General features: G+C 75.7%; 13 protein-coding genes. 7 read left to right on the plus strand and 6 right to left on the minus strand.

What is annotated here, in order from left to right; translation table 11 throughout:
* Positions 1-94 precede the first annotated feature (94 nt).
* From AC2TEW_RS18085 to ybaK, 3 genes are all read left to right on the plus strand, one after another.
* On the plus strand, positions 95-1,672 hold the full coding sequence (locus AC2TEW_RS18085; RefSeq protein ID WP_484624385.1) for an oxidoreductase: 1,578 nt from the start codon (positions 95-97) through the stop codon (positions 1,670-1,672).
* A gap of 125 nt (positions 1,673-1,797) precedes the next feature.
* Entirely contained in the window at positions 1,798-2,526 is a 729-nt protein-coding gene (locus tag AC2TEW_RS18090; RefSeq protein ID WP_484624386.1) for an LON peptidase substrate-binding domain-containing protein, read from the plus strand.
* An 82-nt stretch (positions 2,527-2,608) separates the two neighbouring features.
* Positions 2,609-3,103 carry a Cys-tRNA(Pro) deacylase gene (ybaK, locus tag AC2TEW_RS18095; RefSeq protein ID WP_484624387.1) on the plus strand — a complete coding sequence of 165 codons (495 nt, stop codon included), beginning with the start codon at positions 2,609-2,611 and terminating at the stop codon, positions 3,101-3,103.
* 306 nt (positions 3,104-3,409) lie between these two features.
* Here the strand turns inward: ybaK and AC2TEW_RS18100 are convergent, their stop codons facing one another.
* The 4 genes from AC2TEW_RS18100 to AC2TEW_RS18115 form a co-directional block, all read right to left on the minus strand.
* Positions 3,410-4,192, minus strand: a complete 783-nt coding sequence (locus AC2TEW_RS18100) for a hypothetical protein (RefSeq protein ID WP_484624388.1) — start codon at positions 4,190-4,192, stop codon at positions 3,410-3,412.
* A 45-nt stretch (positions 4,193-4,237) separates the two neighbouring features.
* Entirely contained in the window at positions 4,238-5,047 is an 810-nt protein-coding gene (locus tag AC2TEW_RS18105) for an ABC transporter permease (protein ID WP_484624389.1), read from the minus strand.
* A gap of 64 nt (positions 5,048-5,111) precedes the next feature.
* A complete protein-coding gene (locus tag AC2TEW_RS18110; RefSeq protein ID WP_484624452.1) occupies positions 5,112-6,101 on the minus strand; it encodes an ABC transporter ATP-binding protein in 990 nt (329 codons plus the stop codon).
* A gap of 160 nt (positions 6,102-6,261) precedes the next feature.
* Complete coding sequence (locus tag AC2TEW_RS18115; RefSeq protein WP_484624390.1) at positions 6,262-7,581, minus strand: NYN domain-containing protein; 1,320 nt, start codon at positions 7,579-7,581, stop codon at positions 6,262-6,264.
* A 360-nt stretch (positions 7,582-7,941) separates the two neighbouring features.
* Here AC2TEW_RS18115 and AC2TEW_RS18120 point away from each other — a divergent pair, with 360 nt between their 5' ends.
* Positions 7,942-8,430, plus strand: coding sequence for a hypothetical protein (locus AC2TEW_RS18120; RefSeq protein WP_484624391.1), 489 nt, complete (start codon positions 7,942-7,944; stop codon positions 8,428-8,430).
* Positions 8,427-8,873: a hypothetical protein gene (locus AC2TEW_RS18125; protein ID WP_484624392.1), complete on the plus strand. Its 447-nt coding sequence runs from the start codon at positions 8,427-8,429 to the stop codon at positions 8,871-8,873. The genes AC2TEW_RS18120 and AC2TEW_RS18125 overlap by 4 nt, the downstream gene beginning before the upstream one ends.
* 85 nt (positions 8,874-8,958) lie before the next feature.
* Here the strand turns inward: AC2TEW_RS18125 and AC2TEW_RS18130 are convergent, their stop codons facing one another.
* Both AC2TEW_RS18130 and AC2TEW_RS18135 read right to left on the minus strand, forming a co-directional pair.
* Entirely contained in the window at positions 8,959-9,987 is a 1,029-nt protein-coding gene (locus tag AC2TEW_RS18130) for an aspartate-semialdehyde dehydrogenase (RefSeq protein ID WP_484624393.1), read from the minus strand.
* Positions 9,988-10,101: 114 nt separating this feature from the next.
* The gene (locus AC2TEW_RS18135) at positions 10,102-10,995 is read right to left on the minus strand and encodes a dihydrodipicolinate synthase family protein (RefSeq protein ID WP_484624394.1); all 894 of its coding nucleotides are present in this window, start codon (positions 10,993-10,995) and stop codon (positions 10,102-10,104) included.
* Between the two features lie 72 nt (positions 10,996-11,067).
* Between AC2TEW_RS18135 and AC2TEW_RS18140 the strand changes: the two genes are divergently transcribed.
* Positions 11,068-11,979 carry a LysR family transcriptional regulator gene (locus AC2TEW_RS18140; RefSeq protein ID WP_484624395.1) on the plus strand — a complete coding sequence of 304 codons (912 nt, stop codon included), beginning with the start codon at positions 11,068-11,070 and terminating at the stop codon, positions 11,977-11,979.
* A 235-nt stretch (positions 11,980-12,214) separates the two neighbouring features.
* Positions 12,215-12,637, plus strand: a complete 423-nt coding sequence (locus AC2TEW_RS18145; protein ID WP_484624396.1) for a recombinase family protein — start codon at positions 12,215-12,217, stop codon at positions 12,635-12,637.
* Positions 12,638-12,691 lie beyond the last annotated feature (54 nt).

Raw genomic sequence — 12,691 nt, forward strand, 5'->3', positions numbered from 1 at the left:
GCCCAAGTGTAGGGAGTGGCCGAAACAGGCGGCCCGGCATTTCAGTCCGTGATACGAAAGCCGAGACAGCTGAAGATCTTCGGGGGGAGAGCGCGTGGACCAGGCACCGGCCAACTGGACCGTGACCGAGCAGCGGCTCTGGCAGGCCTTCCGGCAGGGCAGCGTGCACGATCTGCGGGTCGGCGACGACACCGTCGACGACGCCGCCGGACCGGCCGTCTGGGGCCCGGAGCGCACCGTCCGGTCCGAGGTGATCGCCCGGCTGCTGCTCGCCGGTCCGGCCCCCGCGCCCGGGCGGGTCGCCTCGCTCAAGCTCAGCGGCGCGCTGATCACCGGGCCGCTGGTGCTCGCCGGGGCCGACATCGGCCACTACATCGAGCTGCACCACTGCCGGTTCGAACGGAAGGTGCTGATCTCCGAGGCGCGGGCCGGCACCGTCCGGATGATCAACTGCCTGATACCCCGGCTCGAGGCGTCCCGGCTGGCCACCGAGGGCGACCTGCACCTGGCCCGCTGCCACCTCCCGCAGGGCATCCGGCTCACCGACGCCAAGATCGGCACCGACCTGCTGCTCAACCAGGCCGTCATCGGCTCCGACCGGCACGGCCGCGCGGTCTCCGCCGAGGGCCTCACGGTCAGCCAGGACCTGGAGGCCGACCGGCTCACCGCGCACGGCGAGGTCAGCCTGCGCTCGGCCCGGATCGGCGGCCGGCTCTCGCTGCGCGGCGCCCAGCTGCACGCCGCCGCCGACGACCGCAACTGCCTCAACCTGGCCCACATCACCGTCGGCCACACCCTCTACCTCGGGGGCTCCCTCGACGGCGGCTGGGCCGACTCCCGCACCATCTACGGCGACGGCTACGGCGCCCCGATCCCGCCCGGCACCCCCAGCACCCCGCTGCGGGCCCACGGCGGCGTCCGGCTGGTCGACGGCCGGTTCGAGAACGCCTGCCTGATCACCAACGCCGAGTTCCACCTCTCGCCGCTGCAGGAGCTCTCGCTGCGCCGGATCCAGACCCCCGAGCTGCGGATCACCTGCCCCACCCCGCCCGGCGGCAAGGTCTCGCTCTCCCGCGCCCGGGTCGGCAACCTGGTCGACACCCCGCAGAGCTGGCCGCGCAACGGCCTGGTCGGCCTGACCGGCTTCACCTACGAGTCGCTCCGCCCCGACCGGCCGTTCACCGTGCAGGAGCGGATCGCCTGGCTGGAGGGCGCGCTGGCCGAGTACCGGCCGGAGCCGTACGAGCAGCTGGCCGCCGCGCTGCGGCGGGACGGACGCGACGAGGACGCCCGCGAGGTGCAGTACGCCAAGCAGCGCCGCCGCCGGGCCGCCCTGCCGCTGCCGGGACGGCTCTGGGGCCTGCTGCAGGACTTCACCGTCGGCTACGGCTACCGCCCCGGGCGGGCCGCGCTGTGGCTGGTCATGGCCTGGGGGCTGGGCACCGGGTACTTCGCCGAGCACCCGCCGCCCCCGCTGAAGGCCGACGAGGTCCCCGCCTGGAACGCGCCGCTGTACGCGCTCAGCAAGGTGATCCCGGTGGTCGACCTCGGGCAGAGCGGCTGGAACCCCGACCAGCACGGACAGTGGGTGGCCGCCGCCCTGGTGATCACCGGGTGGGTGCTCGCCACCACCGTCGTGACCGCCGCGACCCGCCTGCTCCAGCGCGGCTGACCGCCGCCCGCGGCGGCGCCGGGGCGGGCGGGGGCGGTGACGGACGGCCACGGACGGCCGACTCGGGCGGCCCGTCGCACAAACGGCGGGGCGGGACCGGCGGCGCGGCAACTACGCTGTGCGCCGTGACTGAACGGCTGCCGCTCTTCCCGCTGAACACGGTCCTCTACCCGGGACTGGTGCTGCCCCTGCACGTCTTCGAGGACCGCTACCGCCGACTCGTGGCCGACCTCCAGGAGCAGCCCGAGGACCGGCCGCGCCGCTTCGGCATCGTCGCGATCCGGGACGGCCGCGAGGTGGCCCCGGTCCGCGAGAGCGACGAACCCGCCGGCCCGCTCGACGGCCTGGGCACCGTCACCGGGGACCCGCTGGAGGCCATCCACGACACCGGCTGCGTCGCCGACATCAGCTCGCTGCGCGAGCAGCCCGGCGGCCGGTACGAGCTGCTGGTCACCGGCACCACCCGGTTCCGGCTGAAGTCGGTCGACGCCGGCGGCCCGTACCTGACCGCCGAGACCGAACCCCTCGCCGAGCAGCCCGGCGAAGGCGCCGGTGCGCTCGCGGCCGGCGTGGTGCGGGCCTTCCGCGCCTACCAGAAGCGGCTGGCCGGCGCCCGCGAGGCCAGCCTCGCCGGCGAGCAGGACCTGCCGGGCGACCCGCAGGTGCTCTCGTACCTGGTCGCGGCGGCCGCCGTGCTGCCCGCGCAGGTCAAGCAGCTGCTGCTGGCCTGCCCCGACACCGCGGGCCGGCTCTCGCTGGAGCTGGAGCTGCTGCGCCGCGAGACCGCGCTGCTCACCCAGCTGCCCTCGCTGCCCGCGGTCGACCTGACCCGGCAGGCGTTCAGTCCCAACTAGCCGGTGCGGGCTGGCCGGTTCGGCCGGACGGCCGCGGGCGCCCGGCCGCACATCCGAGTCCCTGGAGGGGAGCGCAGCACCGATGGCGAAGAAGGCGAAGAAGGGTGGGCAGGGCACACCCGCGACGGTGGCCCTGGATGCCGCCCGGGTGGAGTTCACCGTGCACGCGTACGAGCACGACCCGGCCGCGGAGACCTACGGCGGCGAGGCCGCCGAGGCGCTGGGGGTCCCGGCCGGGCGGGTGTTCAAGACGCTGGTGGCCGAGGTCGACGGGGCACTGACCGTGGGCGTCGTACCGGTCTCCGGCAAGCTCGACCTCAAGGCGCTGGCCGCCGCCGTCGGCGGCAAGCGGGCGGCGATGGCCGACCCCGCCGCGGCCGAGCGCAGCAGCGGGTACGTGCTCGGGGGCATCTCGCCGCTCGGGCAGCGCCGGCCGCTGCCGACCGTGCTGGACGCGAGCGCGCTGGACCACCCGACCGTCTTCGTCTCGGCCGGCCGCCGCGGCCTGGAGGTCGAACTGGCCCCGGCCGACCTGATCCTCCTCACCTCGGCCCGGACCGCCGTGATCGGCCGCTGAACCCGGCGGGCTCGACACCTCACGCCGTCGCCACGGCGGACCCACCACAGGGAACGGCCACCCGGGCACCGCACCGGCGAGGCATCGCCAAGCCCCGCCCGGGACCTCGCACCAGCACAGCGCCCTCGCGGGCAGCGGCGTCAGCCCGCGGCACACAACGGCCACCGGCCACCGGCCCCGCACCGGCGAGCCACCGCCAGGAGCGCCGCGCACCCTCCCGGCCGGCTGCGCCGCCGACCTGCCGGGCTGCGACGGCCGGGCGGTCGCTGCCCGGCCGGCACCGGTCGGCCGTCCCTGCTCCGGGCCTCACTGCTCCGGCGGGCGGGCCTGGTCCTGGTACGGCGGTGCGGGCGGCTGCGGGGCACTGCCGTAGGGCAGCGCGGGCGGCGGGCCGGGCGTGGCGCCGGGGGCGCCGGGGAGGGTCCACTGCGGACCGGTCGCCCAGTACGGCAGCGGCTCCTGCTCGCGCTTGCCGAACGCGGCCGACAGGGCCAGCAGCAGCACCATCGCCGTCATCGGCCAGACCAGCAGCGCGCCGTGCGCGCCGAGTTCCAGCGGCGCGCTGAAGGTGCCGCCGTCACCGACCTGCCGGGCGTGCGCCTGAAGGTCGGCGGTCGGGCCGAGCGCCGCACCGAGCTGCCAGGCCGCCACCGAACCGGCCAGCCCGCCGACGGCGAGTCCGACCGCGACCGCGATCCCGCCACCCCGGCCGCGGGTCAGCAGGAACGCCGCCACCGTGCTCAGCACCCCGGCACCGAGCGCCAGCAGTGCGAAGACGCCGTCCGCGGCGGCCCGCTGCTCGCCCTCGGGGTCCATGTAGAGGATCTGGTTCCCGCTGACCTGGAACATCACCCGGGGCGCCAGCCAGCACCAGAGCAGGCCGAGCAGCACGCCCAGCACCGCCCCGGCCACGGCGGTCACGGCGCCGATCCGCAGCTCGGGCAGCAGCACGGGCCGGCTCTCGCCCCGGTGCCCGCCGGGCTCGGCCGGTCCGGTCGGCGCGTCGGGGTGGGGCTGCGGCGGGGCGTACGGGTCCCCGGCGGAACCCGGCCCGCTTCCTGCACCCGCGGGTGTGTTCGGTACGGTCACCCGTCCATCGTTTCACGACCGGGCGGCCGGGCTCAGGTCAGCCCGTCAGCGAGTGGCCCGCCGGTACGCCCAGGTGGCCAGCGTCAGCGAGACCAGGCCGACCGCGGCGCACACCGACAGGTCCCCGGCGACGGCCGCCCAGTCGGGCCGGCCGCTGAACGTCCGGGCGAACGCCTCCACACCGTACGTGGACGGCAGCAGGTCGCGCAGCCACTGCACGGCCGCCGGCATCCGGGCGGCCGGCAGCACCCCGAGCAGCAGCGCGGCGGACATCCCGAGCTGGCCGAGCAGGGTCGCGATCTCCTGCTTGGGCGCCAGCAGCCCGCAGGCCGCGCCGAGCCCGGCCAGTGCCGCCCCGGCCAGCGGCACCACGGCCAGCAGCACCCAGAGGTTGGCCACCGGCAGCCCGAACAGCCAGGCGCCGAACCCGGCCGTCACCAGGGTCCCGGGCAGCGTGAACGAGGCGAACGCGCCCGCCGCCCCGAGCACCACGGCGGCCGGGGGCACCGGCAGCGTCGCGTAGTGGTCGAGGCCGCCGGTGGCGCGCAGCCGTCCGAAGTACTGGGCGAGCAGGTTGAGCGCCACGAAGGCGACCACCAGCACGGCGGAGCCGGCCACCACCGAGCGGGCCGCCGGGTTGTCGCCCGGGTCGACCACGCCGCGCATCATCACCAGGATCCCGACGGACTGGAAGGTCGCCACGAACAGCAGCGGGATCCGGGCCACCCGGGCCCGGGCCAGCTGCGCCTGGTAGACGGCGGCCAGTGCGGGCAGCAGCCGGGCGGCCGGTGCCAGCGGGGCCGGGTCGGCCGCGGCGGGGGCGGCGGCGGGTGCGGGGGCATCGAGCAGGGTCACCCGGTCACACTCCAGGTACGCGCGTCGGTGGGGTCCTCGGTCCGGACGGCCGCTGCGGTGGCGATCACTTGGCCAGCCCCCCGCTCCGGCCGCCGAGCCTCAGGTAGGCGTCCTCCAGGCTGGGGGTGGCCAGGGTGAAGTCGTCCAGGGCGGCGAAGGCGGGGCCGGTGGTGACGGCCGCGACCAGTTCCCGGGCGTGTTCGGGGGTGGTGCGCACGGTCCAGCGGCGCCCGGTGCGTTCGGCGCGCTCGGCCAGCCGGGCGACGGCGGGGACGTCCAGCGGGGCGTCGGTGCGCCACACCAGGTCCAGCCGGACGTCACCGTCGACCAGGGCCTTCAGCCCGCCGGGCGTGTCGCAGGCGATCACCCGGCCGGCGTCGACCACGGCGACCCGGTCCAGGACGGTCTCCGCCTCGATCACGTTGTGGGTCACCAGCAGCACCGTGGTGCCGCGCTCGGCGCGCCGGCGGTCGACGGCCGACCAGACCGCGCGCCGCGCCACCGGGTCCATGCCGGTGGTGGGCTCGTCCAGGACCAGCAGCGGCCGCTCCCCCACCAGCGCGGCGGCGAAGCAGGCCAGCCGGCGCTGGCCGCCGGACAGCTTGGCCAGCGGACGGCCGGCGATCGGCTCCAGCCCCAGTTCGGTGAGCACGTCGGCGGACTCGGCGCGGGCCTGCGCGCGGGTCAGGCCGCGCAGCCGTCCGGTGGTCTCGGCGGCCAGCGCGACGGTCAGCTCGTCCAGCGCCGTGGACTCCTGGCCCAGGTAGGCGAGCAGCCGGGCGGCCCGCTCGGGGTGGCGGACGATGTCGTGGCCGAGGATGTCGATGCTGCCGCCGTCCGGGCGCAGCAGGCCGGTGAGCTGGCGGACCAGGGTGGACTTGCCCGCGCCGTTCGGGCCGAGCAGGCCGAAGATCTCACCGCGGTGGACGGTCAGGTCGACGCCGTCGTTGGCCCGGATCCGGGTGGCGCCGCCGTCGGCCGCGCCCGCCGGGGCGGCGCTCCTGCGCAGCCCGGGGCGACGGCCGCCGGGGTAGCTCTTCACCAGACCGCGCACCGTGCAGCAGGGCCCCGCCGAATCGCGGCCGGGCCCGGCCGGATCGGCGTGCGGCGAGGCCTGGGGTGCCTGCCGGTCGGTGTCGCTCACGGTCGAAGACTCTACGCGCTGGCGGTGCGGATCCGGACAACGGGGTCAATCCGTCCGCCGGGCGTCGCCGTCAGTCCCCGGCGCCCCGGCCGTCGTGCGCGGCGGCGCCCGCGGCGGTCTGCCGGGGGCCCTCGCCGACGGCCTCCCTGGCCGGCGGGACCGCCGCCTCCCCCGGCTGCCCGTGCGGCTGCTCCTGCGGGACCCGGGCGGCGAACTCCTTCCAGAACCCGGCCCGGATCGCGTACCGGTCGTGCTCGTCGATCTGGTCGTCCTTGTGCGCGAGCAGGCCGAACCGGGCGGCGTAGCGCAGCAGCTCGCCGTCCAGGCGGTGCGGGATCCGCGGGTAGTCGCGCCAGAGCACGCCGAGCCGGTCGCGGGTGCCCTGCCGGTCGACGGCGCCCAGCCGGTCGGCCGCGCACAGGCGGTCGCACCAGCGGCGGGCGAAGACCTGCCCGACCTCGTGGGCGTCGCCGCCGATGCTGGTGATGTCCTCCTCGCGGTCGGCCCAGCGCTGCTCGGCGCTGGTCAGCTGGGCGAGCGTGGGCAGGCCGTCGGCGGCGGTGGTGGCGACCGCCTCGGCGGCCGGGCGGTCGACCCAGCCGCGGTCGGAGGACCAGCGCAGCACCGGGCCGCCGAGCGTGGCGGCGGCCGCGGGGGCGGTGGCGCGGACCGCGAGGTCCTTGGGGGTCGGGATCATGCGCAGCGCGGCGGCGGCGGGGCGGGTCCGGGTGGCGGCCGCGGGGGCGGTGGCCGGTTCGGCGCCGACCGCCATGATCTCGGCGATCTCGGCGATCTCGGGCGCGGGGGCCGGCGCGGGGAACGGCGACTGGAACAGCGGCTGTTCCTTCAGCCGGGCCCAGCGCTCGATCCACTCCCGGTCCAGCACCCGGCGCTCGTCGGCCTCGCCGACCAGGTCCTCGGACTGGTTGAAGTCACCGTCGGCGGCCTGCAGCGCCCACAGGTGGACGGCGACGCCGTGCTCCTTGGCCGACATCACGCCGGGCAGCAGGTCGCCGTCGCCGGTGACCAGGACCACGTCGGCGCAGGCGTGGTTGCGGGCCAGTTCGGACAGTTCCGCGTGCATCGCGGCGTCCACGCCCTTCTGCACCCACCGGCCCTCCGCCCGGGTGAGCGCCCCGAGCCGGACGGTGACCCGGGGCAGCACCCGGAGCCTGCGGTGTTCGGGCAGCGGGCGGCGTTCGGGGGCCGCGTCGAACCAGTAGATCCGCAGCAGCGGCAGTCCCGTCTCCGCCTCGGCGCGTTCGCGCAGCGCCGAGATCAGCACGGTGTGGTCCACCGCCACCCGGGAGCGTCCGGGCTCTCCGGCGAGCAGGCTGGCGGCGGCGCCCAACAGGTAGCCGGCATCGACCAGAACGACACAACGGTCCACAGCTCCGCACCTCTTCTCGGGTCGGCCGGGCGGCGTGGGGGGCCGACCCTGGCGGTCCGTGCGGCTATTGGGCCTTCCTTTACCCCGGGTACGCCGGGCGAACCACCCGAATCCACCGGGCGGCGCAGCACCCCTGGTGAGCGCGCGGAACCCGGTCGTCCCGGAGCACGAACGGGCCCGCCTCGGCGCCCGGCCTCGCCGCGCAGTCCCGTCCGGCACCGGCGGGCACTGCCTCGGCGGTCGGGTCCCGCGAGAATCGTCAACCCCGCTGCATCCGAGCCGACCGGACATATCATCAGCTCTTGGTCGGGACGGCGTCGGCTCGGCCGGCATTCGAGTGGCAAGAGGACGGACGCGGCGATGAGCACCCCGTACGGGAAGGCTGCCCGGGAGGCACTACGGGCGCAGGCCGGGCGATCACTGGCGACGGCCGCCGTCATCCTTGCCGCCGTCATCGCGGTACCGGTCTCCCTGTACGTCGTCCGAGCCGAGCCGCAGGGACTGCCGGGCTTCGACGCCACGGGACGGTGGACCTCCGGTTCCGAGGTGATCGAGCTGCTGCCGGACGGGCAGCTCGGCACCGTTTCATTGGCCGACTCGACCTGCATCGGAAGCGCCGCGACGTCGGACGCTCCCGTCCCGCGGACCGGTACCTGGAAGAAGTCGCGCATGGACGACGTCGGGGCCGGCGTGACCGTCACGCTCGACGGGTTCTTCCGCAACGGAACGTCCTACCCGACCTTCCTCCAGCTCCTGGATGAAAACGGGGTGCCGGTTCTCCACCCTGTGGACGCCCGCAGCGGCCACCCCGTTTTCACCCTCGACCGTCAACCGCGGGAGAAGAAGTGAAGCTGCGGACCGGACGCGGGCCCCTCGCCGCCGTCGCGGTCGCGGCTGCCGCCGCCGCGACGCTGGTGGGGGTGCAGTACGTGCCGTCGCCCTCCCACCGCGAGCCCGTGTACGACCCGACGGGGTGGTGGGTGTCGGGGGTCGAAGTGCTGGAGATCCTGCCCGGCGGCCGGCTCGGTGAGGTGGGTGTCGGGGACACCATCTGCCGGGGCGACCTCACCAGCGAGGACGCTCCGCTTCCCCACCGGGGCAGTTGGCGGAAGTCGAGCGAGGAGCACGCCGGCATCGGGGTGGAGGTCTCGTTCGAGCGGTTCTACGCCGACGGCGGCACCTGCGTCGCGTACCTGCAGTTCCTGGACGCCGGCGACGACGGCGAACCCCGCCTCCATCCCACCGCCACCCGGCCGACCCACCCGTCGTTCCGGCGTGCGCCCGTCGGCTGAGTCCCGGGACGCCGGTCGGCCCGGCCCCGGGCGGGGTCGGGCCGACGGTGTGACGGTGTGACGGAAGAAAGCCTGTGCCTGAGGCTCAGCCGTTCAGTTCGGCCGCCACCAGCTCCGCGATCTGGACGGCGTTGAGGGCCGCGCCCTTGCGGAGGTTGTCGTTGGAGAGGAACAGCGACAGGCCGTGCTCGACCGTCTCGTCGGCGCGGATGCGGCCGACGTAGGTGGGGTCCTGGCCGGCGGCCTGGAGCGGGGTGGGGATGTCGGAGAGCTCGACGCCCGGGGCGCCCGCCAGCAGCTCGACCGCCCGCGCCGGGCTGATCGGACGCTCGAAGCGGGCGTTGACCTGGAGCGAGTGCCCGGTGAAGACCGGGACGCGGACGCAGGTGCCGGCGACCTTGAGCTCCGGGATGCCGAGGATCCTGCGGCTCTCGTGGCGGAGCTTCTGCTCCTCGTCGGTCTCGTTGGAGCCGTCCTCGACGACCGAACCGGCCAGCGGGATCACGTTGAAGGCGATCGGCCGCTTGTAGACGCCGGGCTCCGGGTACTCGACGGCCGAGCCGTCGTGGGTGAGGGCGGCCGCGCCGTCGACCACCTTGCGGGCCTGGTCGTGCAGTTCGGAGACGCCGGCCAGGCCGCTGCCGCTGACCGCCTGGTAGGTGGCGACGACGAGGGCGGCCAGTCCGGCCTCCTCGTGCAGCGGGCGCAGCACCGGCATGGCGGCCATGGTGGTGCAGTTGGGGTTGGCGATGATGCCCTTGGGGCGTTCGGCGATGGCGTCCGGGTTGACCTCGGCGACCACCAGCGGGACCTCGGGGTCGCGGCGCCAGGCGGAGGAGTTGTCGATCACCACGGCGCCGGCCGCGGCGACCTTGGGCGCGAGCGCCTTGGAGGTGGAGCCGCCGGCCGAGAAGATCACGATGTCCAGGCCGCTGTAGTCGGCCGTGGCCGCGTCCTCGATGGTGATCTCGGTGTCGCCCCACGGCAGCGTGCGCCCGGCCGAACGGGCCGAGGCGAACAGCCGCAGCTGCTCCACCGGGAACTCGCGCTCCGCCAGAATGCTGCGGACCACTCCGCCGACCTGGCCGGTCGCCCCTACGATGCCGATCCTCATCCGACTGCTCCTCCGGTTTCGTGCTCGATCAGCTTGCGCCTGATCGGGTTGCGCTTGATCACTGCCGCACCCTGCCCATCATGCCTTGTCACCGCCGCCCGGCGGCGAGTCGTCCTACAGTGTGGGCTGCGGGCGCTCAAGAGCGGCCAGCGCGGCGAGTGCCGCCTCGACCGACTCCTTGGCCGCGGGCAGCAGCGGCAGCCGGACGTCCGGGGTCGGGATGCGCCCCTGGGCGTGCAGCACGCCCTTGACCACGGTGGGGTTGGGCTCGGCGAACGCGGCGGCCGACAGCCCCGCCAGCCGGTGCCCGAGCTCGCGGGCCTCGGCCGCCCGGCCTGCCCGCCAGGCCGCCGCCAGCGCGACGAACCGGTCGGTCGCCAGGTGCGCGGAGGCGAGGATGCCGCCGGTCGCGCCGAGCGCCATCAGCGGGGAGATCAGCAGGTCGTCCCCGGCGAGGACGGCGAAGCCGGGCGGCAGGTCGGCGAGGAGTTCGACGGTGTCGCCGTCGACCGCGCCGGCCGCCAGCTTCATGCCCGCGACCCCCGGCAGTTCGCCGATCCGGCGCAGCGTCGCGGCGCCGAGCGCCTGCCCGGTGCGGTACGGGATGTGGTAGACGACCAGCGGGACGGGACTGTCCGCGGCCAGCCGGGTGAAGTGGGCGAGCACCCCGGCCTCACCCGGGCGGACGAAGGCGGGCACGGTGACCAGGGCCGCGTCGGCGACGCCCGCCAGCTCGGCGAGCGCCTGCGCGCTGCCCGCCCCGGCGGTGAACACCGCGCCGCGTGCCCGGCAGACCGCGCCGACGGTGCGGATCACGGCCGACCGCTCCTCGGCGGTCAGCGCGGCGGGTTCGCCGGTGGTGCCGAGCACGACCAGACCGGCCGCGCCCGCGTCCAGCGCGTCGACGGCCAGGGCCTCGAGGGCGTCGTGCGCGACCGAGCCGTCGGCGGCGAACGGGGTGATCAGGGGGACGTGGACGCCGTGGAGTTCCGTGTGGAGAGGTTCCATGCCGACGAGCCTGCCCCGACCCGATCATGCAGGTCCAGTTCACATTCCCGATGCTTCTCGTAAGCTGAGCCGATGCTCGATCTCCGCCGCCTGCGGCTGCTGCGCGAACTGGCCCACCGCGGCACCATCGCCGCCGTCGCCGAGGCCCTGTCGTTCAGCCCTTCGGCCGTGTCCCAGCAGCTGTCGGTGCTGGAACGGGAGGCCGGGGTGCCGTTGCTGGAGCGGACCGGCCGCCGGGTGGCGCTCACCCCCGCCGGGCTGAAGCTGGTGCGGCACACCGAGGCCGTCCTGGAACGGCTGGAACAGGCCACCGCCGAGCTGGCCGGCGCCCGGCAGGGCCTGGCCGGGCCGCTGCGGATCGGCACCTTCCCGTCCGCCGCGCGCTCGATCGTGCCGGGGGCGCTGGCCGTCCTGATGAGCCGCCATCCGGCGCTGGAGCCGATGGTCAGCGAGGTGGACCCGGCCCGGGTCGCCGCCCAGCTGCGGGCGGGCGAACTGGACGTGGCGCTGGTGCACGAGTACGACCTGGTGCCGGCCGAGGCGGAACCCGGGCTGACCGTCACCGGGGCGATCTTCACCGAGCCGATGTACCTGGCGGCCCCCGCCCCCGGCACCGTCGCGGACTTCCGGCACTCGCCGTGGATCGTCTCGCCGCCGGGCACGCTCTGCCACACCATGGCGGTCCGGGCCTGCCAGGCGGCCGGGTTCACCCCGCAGATCCGGCACCAGGTGGACGACTTCACCACCGCGCTGGCGCTGGTCGGCGTCGGGCAGGGCGTCGCGCTGGTCCCGCAGCTGGGCACGCTGACGCCGGAGGTGGGGGCGCCGGGCGGCCCGGTGACGCTGACCCGGCTGCCGATGTACCGCCGCACCCGGGTGGCGTTCCGGGCCGGCGCGGGCGCCCACCCGGCGGTCGCGGCGTTCACCACCGCGCTGCGCTCGGCGCTGCCGCCCGGGCTGGCCGGATCCGGTGCCCCTACGTAGCCGGACCAGCGCCCGGCGCGGCTACCTAGCCCCCTACGTAGTGCTTGTCGGCGCGAACGGCCGGCCGGTGTACTCACCTCGGGGGCGTCCCGCCGGCGGCGGGTACGCGGTCCGAGGGGACGGCCGGCGGGCCGCGGAGTGTCCACCTGACGGGGCATGCCGGGCTCGCCGGCCGCCGCGGGCGGTCGACGGTGACCGCCCCGACACCGGCGCTCTCGCCGGACAGGAGGTCTCTGTGCTCAGCGGCTCCCGGCGCTCCTGCGCCGCCTATCTCAGATGCGTGCCGTACGACGCCTGGGAGATGCCGGTGCACCGGCACACCATGGAGAAGTGGGCCCGCGAGCTGGGGCTGGCCGATCCGGTCTGGTTCATCGACAACGGCGAGTCCTCCACCGGCCCCAAGCCGCGGCTGCTGGAGCTGCTGACCGCCGTGGAGCGCAACACCTTCGACATCGTGCTGGTGCCGGGACCGTTCGTCTTCCACCTCGACGACGCCCGCGCGGCCAAGGTCTGCCACCGGCTGTCCGTCCTGGGCGCCTCGGTGCTGCAGCTGCCCTACGACCGCACCGGGCGCCCCGGGCCCGCCGGCGTCGCGGCGTTCGCCGCCGCGGTCCCCTCGGTGCCGGGACCGCGCGCCCACTACGGTGGGACGCGGTAGGTCCCGCCAGCGCAGCAGCGCAGCGCCGGACCACCGCAGCACCGCAGCACCGCA

The sequence above is a fragment of the Kitasatospora sp. NEAU-CNBT7 genome, assembly GCF_057220535.1.